This is a genomic window from Microaerobacter geothermalis (genome assembly GCF_021608135.1).
In the GTDB taxonomy this organism is placed as follows: Bacteria; Bacillota; Bacilli; order DSM-22679; family DSM-22679; genus Microaerobacter; species Microaerobacter geothermalis.
This window is the reverse complement of the sequence record NZ_JAKIHL010000033.1, coordinates 1-18,173: the sequence shown is the minus strand read 5'-3', so window position 1 is coordinate 18,173 and position 18,173 is coordinate 1. Positions and strand designations below refer to the sequence as shown.

The following is an 18,173-nucleotide window of genomic DNA, read 5'->3' as shown; positions in this document are numbered from 1 at the left end:
GGTGGGATTATGCCATTTTTTGATGATGACTTTTTCGAAGAAGAATTTCCAAACAGGCCTAGACGAAAGAGAGGATTCTTTTCCGCTATCCTGGGATCCATTATAGGCGGAACTATCGTTCTGTTTAGTATACCGTTGCTCTATCAGCTTGGTTGGGTCAATCTTCCTATCATGCAAACGCCCATACAAAAGGATGTTCCACCCGATCCGGTTCAACCCGGCTCAGGAAATGCCACTCCGGAATCCAGCCGGATTTATCGATTAACAGTGGAGTCTGCCGTTATTGACGCCGTGGCAAAAATGGAAGAGGCTGTCGTGGGAGTTGTAAATATTCAAAAACAGGAAAACTTTTGGAGCGGGGGAACCAGTGTTGAAGCTGGAACCGGTTCAGGAGTAATTTTTGATATCAAAGGGGATAAAGCGCTAATTGTCACCAATTTTCACGTGATCGAAGGCTATAATAAAGTAGAGGTAGCTCTGATTACGGGGGAACGGATATCTGCAAAAGTGATTGGATTTGATTATTATACGGATTTGGCTGTATTGGAAATTGATTCGGCCTATGCCAAAGCGGTGGCACAATTTGGAGATTCCACTACTCTAAAGGTTGGAGAACCAGCCATTGCCATCGGTAATCCATTGGGATTGGAATTCTCCAGAACCGTCACCATGGGAATCATTAGTGCAAAAGAAAGGACGGTACCAAGGGACATTAACAATGATGGCCAGCCGGAATGGGAACTGGAAGTGATTCAGACCGATGCTGCTATCAACCCAGGAAACAGCGGAGGTGCTCTGATTAATATTGATGGGCAGCTGATCGGAATCAACAGCATTAAGATCATGGAAAAAGGGGTGGAAGGATTAGGTTTTGCCATCCCGATTAATGATGTAAAGCCCATCATTGATGATATTGTGGCCTTTGGAGAACCCCAACGGGCACTGATGGGAATTGAGCCGGTCGATTTGTCCCTTTATTCCAATGATGAATTGAAGAAGTTAGAGCTGCCCAAGAATGTTACCCAAGGGGTTCTGGTGAGAAGCGTTACTCCTCAGGGACCTGCTTATCAGGGGGGATTGCAAAATCTTGACGTAATTACCAAGCTGGATGAAACTCCGGTTTATAATTCTGCCCAACTAAGAAAATACCTTTATAAAGAGAAAAATCCTGGGGACAAGATAAAGGTAACCTTTTACCGCCAGGGCCAACTGATGACGACAGAAATTATTCTGGGAAAACTGCAAATGATTCCATAACGGGCCATTTTTGCGGCTCGTTTTCTTTTTTGGATATAATAAAGGAGACTTAGTTCTGTGGGAGTTATAGAAGTACACCGAAGATATGATGGAATTCGGATAAAAATCGATGATGACAATGCAAACTGAAAAGCGAAGATAAAGAAAAACGAATGTTGAATGAAAAGGACGGATTAAGAAATGGTTGTATGCTGCAGTGAACATTTGGAACTGGCCATCGATTATTTCGTGGATGAATATGAGGAGGCGCCCGATCTCTATCGGTTAGATGAGGTTTCCTTTACTGCCTGGACCGTACCGGCAACCTGTGAGTTTTGTGATCGAATCCCTAAATTCCTGGTAGTGTAATGAATTGAATGAAATCGTTTAATTCAATCGGCAAAGCCATTAGGATGAGCCAATGGACCTATCTCGATGGATTTGCTGCAGTTGTTACGAAAATGGTGGAGAGCGAGAAAAAGAAAGAGGGATAAGAATGAGAATGACCATTTTGTCGGTGGGTAAATTAAAAGAGAAATATTTGAAGCAGGGTATCAATGAATATATAAAACGGTTATCTCCCTACGCTAAATTACAATTGATCGAAGTGCCTGATGAAAAAGCCCCGGACATCCTCAGCCAAGCAGAAGAGGAACAGGTAAAAAATAGAGAAGGAGAGAAAATATTATCCCATCTGAAAGGGGATGACTATGTCATTGCACTGGCAATAGAGGGAAAAATGGTTTCCTCCGAGCAGCTTGCTGAAAAGCTGGACCAGCTAGCCACTTACGGCACCAGTTCTATCACCTTCATCATCGGGGGATCATTAGGGCTGTCAGATGAAGTAAAGAAAAGGGCGGACCTCCAACTTTCCTTTTCCAAAATGACCTTCCCCCATCAATTGATGAGATTAATCTTACTGGAGCAAATTTACCGGGCTTTTCGCATTAATCGGGGTGAACCGTACCATAAGTGAACATATAGTCATTTTTTTAGGGAAGCATCGAAGAACGTTGGAACAAATTCGTGAAGCGGTATGCAAGCAGAGGATTTTTACTTAAAACAGCAAGGTTTTGGCAGTAGTTTAAAAATTTTACCTTAGTTTGTTATTACCCACCCTAGAAGTCTTAGGGTATATTTTTTTCTGCTTTTTGTGACGATAATCACAATCAGTGAATATACAACATGTTACTTTATATATATGAGCAATATATGAGAAAAATTATCATTTGCAAAGTCGTTGAAATTTAAGTAAAGGAGCATTTCTATGAGTGAGATGATCAATAACCGTGAACAACATATACATCAAAATTCAGAACGTCAAGAGAAATTAAAAGAAATTTTTTTGGAGCTTTATAACGGGAAAAATGTGGACGAGGTTAAGGCTCGTTTTGATCAAGTGATCGGCACAGTCACTGTTGAGGAAGTTGCTCAAATTTCCCAACTTCAACGCAGCATTTTAGAATCAAGGGATCTTCCTCAAAGTGAAGTGCAGCGCTTATCCTCTGCGCATATGTCCATTCTTAAAGGGAAGATCGAAGACGTTCAACATCCCGAGGATGAACCAGGACATCCAATTCATACGTTTAAACTGGAAAACAGGGAAATTGAAAAATTGATACAATCCAGGCTTCAACCGCATTTGGAACAGTTTGCAAAAGAGGATTCTGATGATAACATATACAAACTCTTGGAAGATATCAATCTTTTGCTAGATATTGATAAGCACTACGTCCGTAAAGAGCATCTTATTTTCCCTTACTTGGAAAAGTACAGTATATACGGACCGTCTACAAATATGTGGAGAATTGATGATTACATCCGCGACGCCATCAAGGAAACAAAACGAAAATTAATGAACTACAATGGGGATAAACAAGCCGTAATTGAAGGTGCAGCATACTTTATTCAGCAAATATACGACATGATCTACAGGGAGGAAAACATTCTTTTTCCGATGTCCATGAATCATCTGACCGAAGATGAATGGATTAAAATCGCCCATGAGAGTGATGAAATCGGCTATTGTTTAACTGAGCCAGCCGCAATATGGATGCCTGAAAGAAAAGAACTAAATGTGAAGGCGATATCTGAAGGGTATATTCAATTGGGAACTGGAGTGCTTTCCTTAAATCAGCTTGAGCTACTATTAAACCATCTCCCTGTTGACATTACCTTCATTGACGATCAAGATGTTGTCCGCTATTTCTCCCAAGGAAAAGAAAGAATCTTTCCACGAACCAAGGCTGTCATCGGGCGAACCGTTCAAAATTGCCATCCACCCAAAAGTGCCCATATAGTTGAAGAACTATTGAATGACTTCAAATCAGGGAAGAAAGATTCCGAGGATTTCTGGATCAAGTTCCGTGATAAATATGTATATATTCGTTATTTTGCTGTTCGGGATGAGAACAAAAAGTATATCGGCACCCTAGAATTCACACAGAATATCGATCCGATTCAAGCCATCAAAGGAGAGAAACGTATATTATCCTGACTATTTGTAATCGGCAAGAGAGAACTACAGGGCTATCCCTCAGTCATTCATTAACTTATGGGACAGCCTCATAGTGGCTAGATTGACTTAGTATGCCTGAATTTCGGATATGTACTGCGTCCCCAGAATGATATGCCAGTCTTGTTTCTGCTCTTTTTTTTGACTGCTGCCAATAGATCAACAATCTTCACTGTAGAAACAAGAGAATATTACCAACAATTACTTGTCCCGTCAGAGGTGATTCTCGCTGTTAAGAATCACACGTGAAATTTTGAAGCGCAGATATAATTTACAGGCGGAAGGTGATTTGTGTAAAATAGTTAAACATACGACAAAAATTAGATGTAATCGTTTTATTCCACTATAGGAGGCGTTTATGAAAATAAGGGTTTCAGCTGTACAATATCACCTTCACACCATATATTCCTTTGAAGATTTTGCTAAACAATCCGAGCATTATATTAAAACAGCCGAGGAATTTGGTGCCGAGTTTGTTTTATTCCCCGAGTTTTTTACAACTCAATTGATGTCTATCGGCAACGATCAAGGAAATGCCTTAACCATCAATGAATTACCTGATTTCACAGAGCGTTACCGGGATTTGTTTTCATCCTTTGCAAAACAAACCAACATGCACATTATCGGCGGCACCCATGTCATCCGAAGGGGTGGTCGTTTATACAATGTTGCTCATTTGTTTTACCCGGATGGAAGAATCACAGAACAGCCCAAACTTCATATGACACCGACGGAAGTGATAGAATGGAAGATGACTCCGGGCGAAAGCTTTCAGATATTTGAAACCGATAAAGGATCCATCGCCATCTTAACTTGCTACGATATCGAATTTCCAGAAATCGTTCGTATGGCTAAGGCCATGGGAGCTGATGTGATTTTTTGTCCTTCCTGCACAGATGATCAACATGGATTCCATCGTGTCCGTTACACCAGTCATGCGAGGGCGATAGAAAACCAAGTCTATGTTGTTACTACGGGAACAGTCGGTTCTTTGCCTACGGTTGACTTTATGCGGGCAAATTTCGGTCAAGCAGCAGTGATTACACCCAACGATATTCCATTTCCGCCACGCGGCATCTTGGCAGAAGGAGAAATCAATCAGGATATGATTGTTACTGCAGATCTGGATTTAGAACTGTTATACCAGGTTCGTGAGAGTGGATCTGTAACCACCTGGCGTGACCGGCGAACGGATCTCTATCCTGATTGGAAATAAGGAGAGGCCAGTTGCTCGAGAGGAGGGAAAAGGATGTATCGAAAGAACATTTATGTATTTGACCAAGATCGGCCTGTTCCGGCAGTCATCCGAAATTATGAAGAACGGGACTTTCCCGGATTAATTCAGATTCAGCAGGAAAGTTTTCCTCCCCCATTTCCCCAAGAGTTATGGTGGAACACAGAACAGCTGAAAAACCATGTTACACTTTTCCCTGAGGGGGCTTTATGTATTGAGGTTGATGGCGAAATTGCTGGCTCGATGACGGGATTCATGGTTGACTTCGATCCCAGCCATCCGGAACATACATGGGAAGAAATCACAGATCAAGGGTATATTCGCAACCATAATCCGAACGGGAATACGCTTTATGTAGTTGATATTTGTGTACGTCCATCCTATCGGAAATTTGGGTTGGGAAAATGGCTGATGTTTTCGATGTATGATGTTGTTGTTCATAAAGGATTGGAAAGACTGTTAGGTGGAGGAAGAATGCCTGGCTATCACAAGAAAGCGAATGAGATGACGGCGGAACAATATCTTCAAGCTGTAGTTAAAGGTGAATTTAAGGATCCTGTGCTCACTTTCCTGCTTCGCTGTGGCCGCACACCCGTTCATGTGGTAGCGAACTATCTAGAGGATGAAGAATCCTGTCATTATGGAGCCCTAATGGAATGGAAAAATCCTTTTTATGCAGCAAGATCTCAACAGGAAGAATAAGAATAGCTGAAATCTCGGAGCCTCAAAAGCCCGTCACATCGATTACAAGCTGTCGTGTTATGTTTAGAAGATGTTGGAAATACTATTCATACTTGGAGGTGTAAATAATGACAACTTTGAAAGAAAAAAATATCGCTGATGTGATGAAGGAAAGAAGCAGTATAAGAAACTATAAAAAAGGGATTAAAATCCCTTCCGAGAAGTTGGAGCAAATTTTACAATTGGCCACGACAGCCCCTTCGTCTTGGAATTTGCAACATTGGAAATTTATCGTTGTTCAGGAAGAAGAAAATAAAAAACGGTTGTTCCCGATCGCCTATCGCCAACAGCAGGTTCTTGATGCTTCAGCTGTGGTCATTGTCCTTGGTGATACGGAGGCAAACAAGAACGCGGAAACGATTTATAATGAGGCTGTTAAAGCCGGCTATATGACGGAAGAGGCCAAGAATGACATTGTAAATAATATTCAACAGGTTTATCAAAATGTTGAAAATGTAGGGGTTCATGAAGCGATTCGCAATGCGTCCTTTGCTGCGATGCAACTCATGTTGGCTGCCAAAGCCAATGATATTGATACCTGTCCCATGGGAGGTTTCGATCCTGTTGCTTTACGAGAAGAATTAAACATTCCTGATCGGTATATTCCGGTCTTGATGATTACCTTGGGATACGCTGAAAAACCAGCCCATCAAACGAGTCGTTTTCCTTTAGAAGAAGTTGTGATACATGAAAGTTTTTAATAATGCCAATATATTAGCCCCAATGTACAAACACTACATTCAAAGGACTTAAAATTGGCGGTTCATGATGGAAAATGAACATAAAACTAAAGTAGGCGACGCCTTGTTTTCTGCGGGTGTCGCCTTAATTTTCCTTTAACTGTCCTTCATATGTGTACATAATCAATGGAATATGATAAAATAGAAGTAAATAATACTGATAAAAAGGGAATAATCGGACTTACTTTTGTCCTCTGTATATGGACATTTGATTACTTACAGACGACAAAAACGGTAATAATAAATAGAGAACCCAAATGAAGTGATTTTAATTGAAAAGGCTTTCATTAAGGAGGGATATTTTTGTCAAGTAAAGCGTTGGAAAATTTTTTAAAGGAAAATTTGTCAGAGCTGAAATCCAAAGGGCTTTACAATGTGATTGACCCTTTGGAAAGTCCCAATGGACCGGTGATCAAAATTGAAGGGAAAGAGCTCATCAATTTGTCATCCAACAATTATTTGGGACTAGCAACGGATGAAAGACTGAAAGAAGCTGCTATTGAAGCCGTCAGAGAATATGGAGTAGGTGCCGGTGCAGTAAGAACAATTAATGGGACATTGGAACTTCACATCAAACTTGAAGAAAAATTGGCTGAGTTTAAGCATACCGAAGCTGCCATTGCGTACCAATCCGGATTTAACTGCAATATGGCTGCCATTTCCGCTGTGATGGATCAAAACGATGCCATCCTGTCAGACGAGTTGAATCACGCTTCCATCATTGATGGATGCAGATTATCCAAAGCCAAGATTATCCGTTTCAATCATTCAGATATGGATGATTTGAGAACCAAAGCAAAGGAAGCCAAAGAATCCGGACAATACAATAAAATCATGGTCATCACCGATGGAGTTTTTTCCATGGATGGAGATATTGCCAAACTTCCGGAAATTGTAGAGATCGCAGAAGAATTTGACCTGATTACCTATGTCGATGATGCACATGGTTCAGGTGTATTGGGAAATGGGGCAGGGACGGTAAAGCATTTTGGACTTTCAGCCAAAATTGATTTTCAGATCGGGACGCTTTCCAAAGCGATCGGAGTCGTGGGCGGATATGTAGCAGGGAAAAAGGACTTAATCGACTGGTTAAAAGTAAGAAGTAGGCCATTCCTGTTTTCCACCGCTTTGCCGCCTGGAGATATTGCGGCAACCATTAAAGCGATTGACATCCTCATGAACAGTACAGAACTGCAGCACCGGTTATGGGATAACGCAAACTATTTAAAGAAAGGACTCCTTGATTTAGGCTTTAAGGTTGGAGAAAGTGAGACTCCTATCACTCCCTGTATGATTGGAGAAGAAAAACTGACCCAGGAGTTTAGCAGAAAGTTGTATGAGGAAGGGGTTTATGCAAAGGCAATCGTTTTCCCAACCGTTCCGAGGGGATCAGGTCGAGTTAGAAATATGCCGACGGCAGCCCACACAAGAGAAATGCTCGATCAGGCGATCTCCATTTATGAAAAAGTAGGAAAAGAGATGGAAATCATTTAGGTGAATGGGAGAAACCTGGCATTGTTAAAGCATCGATAGGGAGGCTTACCTATGAAAAGGATACTGGTAACAGGGGCATTGGGGCAAATCGGATCGGAACTTGTGATGAAACTGAGGGATATCTATGGAACCCATAATGTGATCGCAACAGATATTCGAAGGAATGAAAGCGAAATTGTCCAATCTGGTCCCTTTGAAACCCTTGATGTAACAGATGCAAAAAGAATGTTTGATATCGCCAAGAAATATCAGGTGGATACCATTGTTCACTTGGCGGCGTTATTGTCAGCCACAGCAGAAATAAAGCCTCTTTTAGCCTGGAATTTAAACATGGGTGGATTAATCAATGCATTGGAAGTGGCAAGGGAACAGAAGTGTAAATTCTTTACGCCCAGTTCCATTGGAGCATTTGGACCTTCTACTCCAAAAGACAATACTCCACAGGATACCATCCAAAGACCCACAACCATGTACGGAGTAAATAAAGTATCCGGTGAATTGCTCTGTGACTACTATTATAATAAATTTGGCGTTGATACCAGGGGTCTTCGTTTTCCGGGATTAATATCGTATATGACACCCCCAGGGGGCGGAACCACCGATTATGCGGTCGAAATCTATTATGAAGCGATTCAGAATGGAAGCTATACTTCTTATATTGCCAAAGGAACCTACATGGACATGATGTATATGCCGGATGCGTTAAACGCCATTATTACCTTAATGGAAGCAGACCCGGTAAAACTAAAACACAGAAATGCATTTAACGTAACCGCCATGAGCGTGGAACCGGAGGATTTTGCAAATGAGATACGAAAGCATATTCCGAATTTCGAAATGAATTATAACGTTGATCCGGTGAGACAGAGTATTGCCGAAAGCTGGCCGAACTCTATCGATCCAACCGCAGCGGTGGAAGAATGGGACTTCAAGGTAGAATATGATTTGACAAAAATGACTCAGGATATGCTTCATAAGTTAAGAGAAAAGTTTTTCGTGGCGGGAGTCAGATAAGAAAAAATTGTTAATATGAAAAAAAGCAGGTACTCCCTGCTTTTTTATTATTCAAGGGAGTGGGCAGGATCGCTGGGAGTAAGAATGAATTGAAAATAAATGGAAATTATACTGGCATTGATAGAAATGAATGGTTTTTTATGATATAAATATCAGTGAATCAAAATTTCCAACATGTAGTTATGAAAAAGAAGGGTTGATTTTATGGAAAACAATACTGGTTCTTCTCATTTTATTAGAAATATCGTCATCGAAGATCTGAAATCAGGAAAACATGATCAAATCATTACTCGTTTTCCACCGGAACCAAATGGCTATTTGCATATTGGACATGCAAAGGCCATCGTGTTGAATTTTGATCTGGCTGATGAATTCAATGGAAAGACAAATTTGCGGTTTGATGATACGAACCCGTTAAAGGAAGATAAAGAATTTGTTGAGGCGATCAAGGAAGATATAAAATGGCTGGGGTATGACTGGGACGGATTATATTTTGCTTCGGATTATTTTGAAGAAATGTACAATCGGGCTGTGTTATTAATCAAAAAAGGAAAAGCTTATGTAGACGATCTCTCTGCTGAGGAAATCAGAGAATACCGCGGGACATTAACAGAACCGGGAAAAGAAAGCCCCTATCGAAATAGAACCATTGAAGAAAATCTCAACTTATTTGAGCGGATGAGAAAAGGGGAATTTAAAGATGGGGAGAAGGTCCTTAGGGCGAAAATTGACATGTCATCTCCCAACCTGAATTTAAGAGATCCGGTATTGTATCGCATATCCCATACGACCCATCATAACACAGGAGACAAATGGTGCATTTATCCAATGTATGATTTTGCCCATCCGATTGAAGATGCCATCGAAGGAGTCACCCACTCCCTGTGCAGTTTGGAGTTTGAAGACCACCGCCCTTTATATGACTGGGTGGTTCAAGAATGTGAAATGGAAAGCCAGCCCAGGCAATATGAATTTGCCCGGTTAAACCTGACCAATACGGTCATGAGCAAAAGGAAGCTGAAGCTGTTGGTGGATGAAGGTTATGTGGATGGATGGGATGACCCCAGGATGCCCACCATTTCCGGGTTAAGAAGAAGGGGTTATACACCGGAATCCATTCGCAACTTCTGCAGGGAGATTGGAGTAGCCAAAAGTTATAGTGTCGTCGATGCACAAATGCTGGAGCACTTTATCAGGGAAGATCTAAAATTGAAGGCACCAAGAACCATGGCAGTATTAAGGCCATTAAAAGTCGTCATCACCAATTACCCCGAAGAACAGATGGAAATGTTGGAAGCAGAAAACAACCCAGAGAATCCTGAAATGGGAGTAAGGCAAGTACCTTTCTCAAGGGAAATTTATATCGAACAAGACGATTTTATGGAAGACCCGCCAAACAAATATTTTAGACTGTTCCCAGGAAATGAAGTTAGATTAAAGCATGCTTATTTCATCAAATGTCATGATGTGATTAAGGATGAAAATGGAAATGTGGTAGAGATTCATTGCACTTATGATCCCGAGACCAAGAGCGGAACCGGTTTTACCGGAAGAAAGGTAAAGGGGACGATCCATTGGGTGGATGCCAAACATGCAAAACCTGCAGAATTTAGGTTATATGAGCCATTGATACTGAATGAAGAGAAAGAAGAAGGAAAGACCTTCCTTGATTATGTAAATCCAAATTCATTAGAAATTCTCCAAGGATATGTAGAACCCGGCATGATGGATGCAAAGCCCCAAGACAAGTTTCAATTTTTTAGACATGGATACTTTAATGTTGATCCAAAACATACCACAGGCAAAAAATTAGTCTTCAACCGTATTGTATCTTTAAAAAGTTCCTTTGATATCAAAAAAAATAAATGAACAGAACCCCACATCATGATGGATGTGGGGGTTCTTTCTTTCCTTTTATCAAGTAATAAACATAAATCACAAGATATAATCCCAAGAAAAAAACCGACAAACGATACATCATCGAATAGCTTGACCATTTAGCAACCAGGCCCAATAACATCGCTCCGGCACCAATTCCTAAATCAAAGGCGGAGTAGAAGGTGCCATTGGCCGCTCCCCTTCGTTCAGGAGCAACACGGTGAATGGTCCATGCCTGAAGAGAGGGTTGAATGGTTCCAAACCCGGCACCATAGAGAATGGAGGATATTATAAGAGTGTATAGATTCGTCGTATAAGAAAGAAGAAAGAGACCGGCAATGGAAAAGAGGGCCCCGGGGAGCAATACCCAAACATGTCCTTTTTTGTCAAACAGCATACCGGCAAAGGGACGGATCAGCATAATCATTCCTGCATTGGCTAAGAAAAACCAGCCTACATTTTTGATATGCACTTCATCCCCAAATAAGGTAATGAAACTGACAATCCCCCCATATGTAAAGGCTAACAGCATGACGAGGAGAGAGGGGAAAAAGGCTTTCCTTTCGAGAAGTCCGTTTAACCGGGAAGACTTTTCCTCTTTTCCTATTTCAGGGGTATTATGATAATGAATGATTTGAGAGAGGAGAGCTGCCGAAATGACTAAGATCGTAGAAATAAAAAAAAGCACCCCAAACCCATACTCATTCATCACCCATATCCCAAAAAATGGTCCAATAGCCATGGCAAGATTAGAGGAAAGTCCGAAATAACCCATACCTTCACCTCTGCGCTGTGGAGGAATAAGGTCCGATACGATGGTTCCATAAGTTGTCGTCGCCATCCCCCAACCTATTCCATGAATCAATCGAATCAGTAAAATGAGTAATACAGAAGTCATCCAATAGTATCCCATAACAGAGGCAATAAAGATAAGGAGTCCGGAGAATAAAACCTTTCTCCTTCCGATGGTATCGAGGGCCTTACCGGCAAAGGGACGGGTCAACAATGCGGAGATCGTAAAAAGACCGATCACAAGACCCACCGCAAATTCGTCACCACCGTGGTCTTCTACATAGGCCGGCAAAGTGGGGATTAACATTTGAAAGCTGGTGAACAAGAATAAATTGGACAGACTAATTAATACAAAGTCCTTCGTCCAAAGTGGAGGGTTGTGAAGACTCAACTTTTCTTCCTCCTTTTCATTGATCGAACAGATGAATACATATGTTTATTATATACTATGAGGAGATCTTAAAGAAAAAAGAAATTCCCCACAATAATAACTTGATGTGCTCTCGCATTTTTTGAGAAAATGTCACTGTAAAACGATCCTGGGAGGGATGAAAATGATTTCTCATATATCTGACTGTACGGTATTAAACAATGGGGTAAAAATGCCTTGGTTTGGACTGGGTGTATACAAGGCAAAGGATGGAGATGAAGTGATCCATGCCATAAAAGCAGCGTTAAAAGCAGGTTACAGAAGCATTGATACGGCCGCCTTTTATGAGAATGAAGTTGGTGTAGGGAAAGCGGTGAAGGAATCAGATATACCCCGGGAAGAGCTGTTCATCACCACAAAAGTATGGAATAGCTCACAGGGTTATGACTCTACTTTAGCCGCCTTTGAAGAAAGCCGTAGGAAACTTGGTTTGGACTATATTGACCTGTATCTGATTCATTGGCCCGTTAAAGGCAAGTATAAGGATACATGGCGGGCCCTCGAAAAATTGTATAAGGAAGGTTACGTTAAAGCCATAGGAGTCAGCAATTTTCAAATTCACCATTTGCAAGATTTAATGGCAGACAGTGAAATCATCCCCATGGTGAACCAGGTGGAATACCACCCATATTTAACCCAAAAGGAACTGCACAACTTCTGCAAAACCCGTAATATTCAATTGGAGGCATGGAGTCCGTTAATGAGGGGACAGATCTTTGATCATCCCACCATACAGGAAATCAGTGGGAAGTATCAAAAAACTCCTGCCCAAGTGATTCTCCGTTGGGATCTTCAGAACGAAGTGGTCACCATCCCTAAATCGGTTCATGAGCATCGCATCATAGAAAATGCCGACATCTTTGATTTTGAACTTTCTCCCGAAGATATGGCCAGAATAGACGGACTAAACATGAACAAGCGAATCGGGCCGGATCCCGACAATTTTGATTTTTAATGAAACATTTCACCTTGTCCAGGGAATTACCGCCACTTATCTCCTGCTTAAAAAGCAAGAGTCATAGTGGCGGTTAGATTCCTTTATTTTTTCAGGTTGATATACACCGTATCCGGGCCTGTGGGAGTATGGCTTCCCCCCTTGGGCTCAATACTGACGGCGATATTTTCAACTTGTTCAATCTTTCCACCTCGAAAGTACAGATGGGCAATTTGATTTTCCAAATTTAAGAGACCCACATTGGATCGTTTATTGGCTGAAATAAACCAGACCTGGTAATCATTATTTGACAAAGGCGGCAGTCCTTTGACCAATAGCAGCATTTCATTCGATGAATCATTGACCCAGACATATCCTCGAATATCCGATGATATCACGGGAACTGCTTCATACCGCACCGTTCTGGGGTCTGCCATCATTGGAATTTCCTGGAACACTTGATTCTGCTCCGCAAGGATATTCCCGTTGCCAGACGGTTGGTTTTGGTTCGGAAATAATCCGATGACGAGTGCAACCAGAACAATAAACCCAATCATTGAAAAAGATACAGAAGGGTGTAAAGAGAGAAAAGACAGCCCTTTTTTTAAGATCAGGTGAAATCTTAATCTCCTTTTCAAAGAGGGGGATGGATTTAAAGATGCCTGCTGCATCTGATGTATACTCTCGTTATTTAGTATTTCTGACCATTCATGATATAAAGCGGCGCAAGCATGGCAACTTTCCAAATGAAGTTTAAATTGTTTCTGCTTCGTTGGAGACAGCTTTCCTAAGACAAAATCAACCACTTCCTCCTCTATCCACCCGCAAAATGGCTTAGTCATCTTTTTTCCCACCTCCGGATGCTTCAACCCATCCCAGCTGAGACAGCTGTTTTCGTAAATTGTTTAGCCCATATCGGACCAATGATTTAATAGTTCCAAGGGGGCGGCCCAATTTTTGTGAAAGCTCTCGTTGACTTTGGGATTCGTAATACATCCCGTAAACGGCTTGTTGTTGGGACACAGGAATTCTTTTCATCGCCTCATATATGGTTTCCCGCTCCAATTTTGACAGAACATGGGCTTCAGCGGAATTCCCGCTTGATCCCTCCAAGGACTTGGACTCTTCTAGTTGACAGGTAACTACGAATTTTTTGCGCTTTAAACGGTCCAGGCACCGGCTTCTTGTTTTCACTGCTAACCAGGACTCAACACTTCCCCGCATCGGGTCAAATTGTTCTACCTTTGAAAAAACCTCTAAAAATACATCATGGCAGATATCCTCCGCTTCCATCTGTTCCTTAACAATCCCCAATGCAATGCGAAAGACGAAGGGTGCAAAGCGGTCATAAAACTGGTCAAAAGCGACAATAGATCCATTTTTCATATCATCAAGTATTCTCCGAATTTCATCAGTTTGGTTGAACAACAGATTCACCCCCATACAGATGAATAGTCACTTATACTTGTAACAAAAATTATGACTTTTTTAAACCCTGATTAAATCCAAAATAGAGTTTCGTTCGTACATAGTGTGAAAACAAAATTTATGGGAGGGATCCAAGTGAACAGACCGAGAAAGAAGCAATTAAACATTCTTCTTACACTGCTGCTGGGGGTGGTGTTACTCGCGCCAACAACGGCTGATGCAGCCGAACCTTTGGTGTTGTATACACCATATACCGATATTTCGGTCACTCCCGGTGAATCGATCAATTACTCCATTGATGTGATTAACCATAGCAATGCCATACAGAAAGTCAAGCTCTCTGTGGAAGGAGCTCCCGATGATTGGGAGTATCAATTGACTTCAGGAGGGTGGAGCATCCGGGAAATTGCTGTTCTGCCCAATGCATCGCGAACGGTTTCTTTGGAAGTTGATGTTCCTTTGGAAGTTAATAAAGGTGCGTACCGTTTTTATGTGACAGCGGAAGGGAAAACCTCCCTCCCTATCACCATTAATGTCACCGAACAGGGAACATACAAAACCGAGCTGACAACCGATCAGCCGAATATGGAAGGAAAAGCAGATTCAACTTTCACATTTGAAGCCGCATTGAAAAACCGAACCGCAGACAAACAGTTGTATGCCCTGACCAGCGATGCTCCACGGGGTTGGGATGTCCAATTTAAAGTGGATTACAAGAATGTTACTTCTGTAAGTGTGGAGGCCAATTCTTCCAAAGATATTGATATTGAAATCACTCCGCCTGAAAAAATCAAGGAGGGAATCTACAAAATTCCAGTGAAAGCAGCAGCCGGTTCTACCTCGGCTGTTACGGAACTGGAAGTGGTGATTACAGGCTCTTACGATTTGGAATTAAGTACCCCAACGGGGCTTTTAAGTACAGACGTGACTGCCGGAGATGAAAAAAAATTAGAAATAAAAGTGACAAATAAGGGAACTGCCGATCTACGAGATATTAAAATGGATGCGGATACTCCGATCAATTGGGAGGTGGACTTTGAACCGAAAACCATTAATAAGTTAGAAGCAGGGAAATCAGTTGAAGTGATGGCAACCATCAAAGCGGATAAAAAAGCCATTGCGGGTGATTACGTCGTAAATATGTCAGCCTCAGCTCCTGAGGCATCATCAGATGCGCAATTCAGAGTAGCAGTTAAAACCTCTCTTTTATGGGGTTGGCTTGGGATTTTGATTATTCTTTTGGTGATTGGCGGCGTCTATTATCTTTTCCGAACCTATGGGAGGCGGTAAAGGATGAGCCAATCCATTATTGAACTGAAGGATCTTACCAAAAAATACGGGGAGCACACCGCCGTTGATCATTTATCCTTAACCGTTAACCGGGGAGAAATATTTGGCCTTTTGGGACCAAACGGAGCGGGAAAATCAACAACTATTTTAATGATGCTGGGATTGACCGAGCCTACATCCGGTACGGTTCGCGTCTGTCAAATGGATTCCACCCGGCAGCCTCTTTTGGTCAAAAAAAAGGTAGGTTATCTTTCCGATGACGTAGGTTTTTATGAAGAACTCACGGGAATGGAGAATTTAATTTTTACAGCACAGTTGAATCAGCTTCCACTTAAAGTAGCAAAGGAACGGGCGGAAACCCTTTTGAAACGGGTCGGACTAGAAGATGCGGCTTCTAAAAAAACCGGTACCTATTCCAGGGGCATGAGGCAGAGATTGGGATTGGCTGATGTCTTGATCAAACAGCCAGAGGTTATTATTCTAGATGAGCCAACCCTGGGTATTGATCCGGAGGGTGTACGCGATTTCCTTGAATTAATTCAAAGGCTGAGCCGGGATGATGGGATTACCGTTTTGCTGTCATCCCATCATCTTCATCAGGTTCAGCAAATCTGTGATCGGGTTGGATTGTTTGTCAGCGGCAGGCTGTTGGCCGTGGGAGACATTCATACTCTTTCCATGACACTGTTTTCCCAGGAACCTATTTGTATCGAAGTTAAGGTCACCTCACCATCAGAATATTTGCTCCAAAAGCTAAAAGAAACCGATGGTGTGCTTAAAATTGACAGTGACGGTCAATGGTTGCGCATCGGGTGCAGTAGAGATATTTCTTCAATAATTGCCCGGACTATCGTAGAATGCGGCGCTTCCCTGCATCATTTAACACAAAAACAGTACGGATTAGATGAAATTTACCACCGTTATTTTGAAGGGAGGGATTAGATGAAAGCACTTTTGCAACCTTTCAATCAGGGGAGGAAACATCCCTTCTGGGTAATTGTGCAAAAGGAAGTGTCTGACCATATTCGTAGCTGGCGCTATATCATACTCCTTATTTTAATAGCGTTGACCGGAATCGGTTCCCTCTATACGGCCATGATGACTATCCGAGATGCCGCATCGGCTGATGATGTGGTCAAATCTTTTCTATTTCTGAAGTTGTTTACCATATCTGATGGAACGCTTCCGCCGTTTATTACTTTTATCGGTTTTTTAGGGCCGTTGATCGGTATTGCTCTGGGTTTTGACGCAATTAATTCCGAACGGAACAAGGGGACTTTAAGCCGGCTCATGTCCCAGCCGATTCACAGGGATTACGTAATTAATGCCAAATTTGTGGCCGCTTTGATTGTGATCAGTGTTATCTTTTTTGCCCTGGGATTTCTCGTCATGGGTCTAGGTCTGATTGCCATCGGAATTCCACCGACACCTGAAGAATTTTGGCGTATCATCTTTTTTATCATTTTAAGCATTTTTTATGTGGCCTTTTGGCTGAATCTAGCCATTCTGTTTTCTGTAAAATTCCGTCAGGCTGCCACCTCGGCATTGACAAGTATCGCTATTTGGATATTCTTTAGTGTTTTCTTTACGATGATTATAAATCTGGTGGCCAATGCCACCCTCCCTTCTCAGGCAGCGAATCCGGAAGAGATCTTAAGTTACCAGCAATTTGTACAAAACCTGATGAGACTTTCACCTAGCCAATTGTTTAGTGAAGCGACGACTACTCTGTTGACTCCTTCCGTCCGAAGTCTTGGTCCGCTAACCATGGAACAGATATACGGAGCTATTCCAAGTCCCCTTCCTTTAGGGCAAAGTCTTTTACTGGTTTGGCCGCAACTAACCGGATTGATTGCAGCCACCATGGTTTGTTTTGCTTTATCCTATGTTTCCTTTATGGGACAAGAAATTCGTTCACGGTAGATTGTATACAAAATAAAAGAGCAACAATAAATTGATCCATGTGGAAGAAAAGGATGCACATTCAGGCATCCTTTTTTGCTGATAAGAAAGTATAACTTTCATGTCGGCAAGAAAAACTATCCATAAATAAAAATGGCGACATCCTTAAAATTACATCTAAATAAAAATTTTTCTTAAAGGAAAAATATACAAATATCCGTTCATGTGATACATTTTAGGTAAATACAATGTTTGCCCTGGCTAAGTTCAACTAAACTTCAGATGAAAAAGAACGTTTCATCTGAAGTAAGCCTCCTTTATGTTGAATACTAGTATTTTGACTACTACGAGGAGGGTTAGTTTGAAAGAACGTAGAGACACGTCATAAGTAAAATTGTGCATAATAAATAAGCCTACCCTACAAAGTGGACATGGATAAATATGTATTTAATAGAAATTATTAGGCGTTTATACGTTTGTCGGGAATCTGGTAACCTAAAGTTTCCAGATATCGTATCGCCATATCTTCCGTGATTTGAGGCGCA

At 41.6% G+C, this 18,173-nt stretch carries 17 protein-coding genes; 14 read left to right on the top strand and 3 right to left on the bottom strand.

Annotation, left to right across the window (positions count from 1 at the left end):
- The first annotated feature begins 9 nt into the window (after positions 1–9).
- The 10 genes from L1765_RS11835 to L1765_RS11790 all read left to right on the top strand — a co-directional run bounded on the left by L1765_RS11835 (position 10) and on the right by L1765_RS11790 (position 10,843).
- Entirely contained in the window at positions 10–1,257 is a 1,248-nt protein-coding gene (locus L1765_RS11835; protein ID WP_236407693.1) for a S1C family serine protease, read from the top strand.
- A 180-nt stretch (positions 1,258–1,437) separates the two neighbouring features.
- On the top strand, positions 1,438–1,605 hold the full coding sequence (locus tag L1765_RS11830; RefSeq protein ID WP_236407692.1) for a CxxH/CxxC protein: 168 nt from the start codon (positions 1,438–1,440) through the stop codon (positions 1,603–1,605).
- Between the two features lie 127 nt (positions 1,606–1,732).
- Entirely contained in the window at positions 1,733–2,212 is a 480-nt protein-coding gene (rlmH, locus tag L1765_RS11825) for a 23S rRNA (pseudouridine(1915)-N(3))-methyltransferase RlmH (protein ID WP_236407691.1), read from the top strand.
- A gap of 291 nt (positions 2,213–2,503) precedes the next feature.
- Positions 2,504–3,733 (top strand): DUF438 domain-containing protein, encoded by a 1,230-nt coding sequence (locus L1765_RS11820; protein ID WP_236407690.1) that lies wholly within the window; start codon positions 2,504–2,506, stop codon positions 3,731–3,733.
- Between the two features lie 376 nt (positions 3,734–4,109).
- A complete protein-coding gene (locus L1765_RS11815) occupies positions 4,110–4,967 on the top strand; it encodes a carbon-nitrogen hydrolase family protein (protein WP_236407689.1) in 858 nt (285 codons plus the stop codon).
- Positions 4,968–5,000: 33 nt separating this feature from the next.
- Positions 5,001–5,687: a GNAT family N-acetyltransferase gene (locus L1765_RS11810; protein WP_236407688.1), complete on the top strand. Its 687-nt coding sequence runs from the start codon at positions 5,001–5,003 to the stop codon at positions 5,685–5,687.
- 107 nt (positions 5,688–5,794) lie between these two features.
- Positions 5,795–6,427 (top strand): nitroreductase family protein, encoded by a 633-nt coding sequence (locus tag L1765_RS11805; RefSeq protein WP_236407687.1) that lies wholly within the window; start codon positions 5,795–5,797, stop codon positions 6,425–6,427.
- Between the two features lie 342 nt (positions 6,428–6,769).
- The gene (locus L1765_RS11800; RefSeq protein WP_236407686.1) at positions 6,770–7,960 is read left to right on the top strand and encodes a glycine C-acetyltransferase; all 1,191 of its coding nucleotides are present in this window, start codon (positions 6,770–6,772) and stop codon (positions 7,958–7,960) included.
- A 51-nt stretch (positions 7,961–8,011) separates the two neighbouring features.
- Positions 8,012–8,974: an L-threonine 3-dehydrogenase gene (locus L1765_RS11795; protein WP_236407685.1), complete on the top strand. Its 963-nt coding sequence runs from the start codon at positions 8,012–8,014 to the stop codon at positions 8,972–8,974.
- A 204-nt stretch (positions 8,975–9,178) separates the two neighbouring features.
- Entirely contained in the window at positions 9,179–10,843 is a 1,665-nt protein-coding gene (locus L1765_RS11790) for a glutamine--tRNA ligase/YqeY domain fusion protein (protein WP_236407684.1), read from the top strand.
- 13 nt (positions 10,844–10,856) lie between these two features.
- Here L1765_RS11790 and L1765_RS11785 read toward each other — a convergent pair whose 3' ends face one another.
- Positions 10,857–12,035, bottom strand: a complete 1,179-nt coding sequence (locus L1765_RS11785) for an MFS transporter (protein WP_236407683.1) — start codon at positions 12,033–12,035, stop codon at positions 10,857–10,859.
- A 163-nt stretch (positions 12,036–12,198) separates the two neighbouring features.
- Here L1765_RS11785 and L1765_RS11780 point away from each other — a divergent pair, with 163 nt between their 5' ends.
- Positions 12,199–13,029, top strand: coding sequence for an aldo/keto reductase (locus L1765_RS11780; RefSeq protein WP_236407682.1), 831 nt, complete (start codon positions 12,199–12,201; stop codon positions 13,027–13,029).
- 83 nt (positions 13,030–13,112) lie between these two features.
- Here L1765_RS11780 and L1765_RS11775 read toward each other — a convergent pair whose 3' ends face one another.
- Together L1765_RS11775 and L1765_RS11770 are read right to left on the bottom strand one after the other, a co-directional pair.
- On the bottom strand, positions 13,113–13,850 hold the full coding sequence (locus L1765_RS11775; RefSeq protein WP_236407681.1) for an anti-sigma factor: 738 nt from the start codon (positions 13,848–13,850) through the stop codon (positions 13,113–13,115).
- Complete coding sequence (locus L1765_RS11770) at positions 13,843–14,436, bottom strand: RNA polymerase sigma factor (protein WP_236407680.1); 594 nt, start codon at positions 14,434–14,436, stop codon at positions 13,843–13,845. The genes L1765_RS11775 and L1765_RS11770 overlap by 8 nt, the downstream gene beginning before the upstream one ends.
- A gap of 135 nt (positions 14,437–14,571) precedes the next feature.
- On the opposite strand from L1765_RS11770, the gene L1765_RS11765 reads away from it, so the two are divergent.
- From L1765_RS11765 to L1765_RS11755, 3 genes are read left to right on the top strand one after another with little or no spacing between them, the layout of a single operon-like run.
- Positions 14,572–15,726, top strand: coding sequence for a COG1470 family protein (locus L1765_RS11765; protein WP_329610021.1), 1,155 nt, complete (start codon positions 14,572–14,574; stop codon positions 15,724–15,726).
- A gap of 3 nt (positions 15,727–15,729) precedes the next feature.
- Positions 15,730–16,668 carry an ABC transporter ATP-binding protein gene (locus L1765_RS11760; protein ID WP_236407679.1) on the top strand — a complete coding sequence of 313 codons (939 nt, stop codon included), beginning with the start codon at positions 15,730–15,732 and terminating at the stop codon, positions 16,666–16,668.
- On the top strand, positions 16,669–17,649 hold the full coding sequence (locus tag L1765_RS11755; RefSeq protein WP_236407678.1) for an ABC transporter permease: 981 nt from the start codon (positions 16,669–16,671) through the stop codon (positions 17,647–17,649).
- The last annotated feature ends 524 nt before the right edge of the window (positions 17,650–18,173 follow it).

What these genes read in the sequence shown, in the direction of transcription:
- L1765_RS11775 (WP_236407681.1), bottom strand. Translation starts at nt 13,850, where the DNA reads ATGACTAAGCCATTTTGCGGGTGGATAGAGGAGGAAGTGGTTGATTTT.
- L1765_RS11810 (WP_236407688.1), top strand. Translation starts at nt 5,001, where the DNA reads ATGTATCGAAAGAACATTTATGTATTTGACCAAGATCGGCCTGTTCCG.
- L1765_RS11795 (WP_236407685.1), top strand. Translation starts at nt 8,012, where the DNA reads ATGAAAAGGATACTGGTAACAGGGGCATTGGGGCAAATCGGATCGGAA.
- L1765_RS11830 (WP_236407692.1), top strand. Translation starts at nt 1,438, where the DNA reads ATGGTTGTATGCTGCAGTGAACATTTGGAACTGGCCATCGATTATTTC.
- L1765_RS11755 (WP_236407678.1), top strand. Translation starts at nt 16,669, where the DNA reads ATGAAAGCACTTTTGCAACCTTTCAATCAGGGGAGGAAACATCCCTTC.
- L1765_RS11780 (WP_236407682.1), top strand. Translation starts at nt 12,199, where the DNA reads ATGATTTCTCATATATCTGACTGTACGGTATTAAACAATGGGGTAAAA.
- L1765_RS11835 (WP_236407693.1), top strand. Translation starts at nt 10, where the DNA reads ATGCCATTTTTTGATGATGACTTTTTCGAAGAAGAATTTCCAAACAGG.
- rlmH (WP_236407691.1), top strand. Translation starts at nt 1,733, where the DNA reads ATGAGAATGACCATTTTGTCGGTGGGTAAATTAAAAGAGAAATATTTG.
- L1765_RS11820 (WP_236407690.1), top strand. Translation starts at nt 2,504, where the DNA reads ATGAGTGAGATGATCAATAACCGTGAACAACATATACATCAAAATTCA.
- L1765_RS11815 (WP_236407689.1), top strand. Translation starts at nt 4,110, where the DNA reads ATGAAAATAAGGGTTTCAGCTGTACAATATCACCTTCACACCATATAT.
- L1765_RS11790 (WP_236407684.1), top strand. Translation starts at nt 9,179, where the DNA reads ATGGAAAACAATACTGGTTCTTCTCATTTTATTAGAAATATCGTCATC.
- L1765_RS11805 (WP_236407687.1), top strand. Translation starts at nt 5,795, where the DNA reads ATGACAACTTTGAAAGAAAAAAATATCGCTGATGTGATGAAGGAAAGA.
- L1765_RS11760 (WP_236407679.1), top strand. Translation starts at nt 15,730, where the DNA reads ATGAGCCAATCCATTATTGAACTGAAGGATCTTACCAAAAAATACGGG.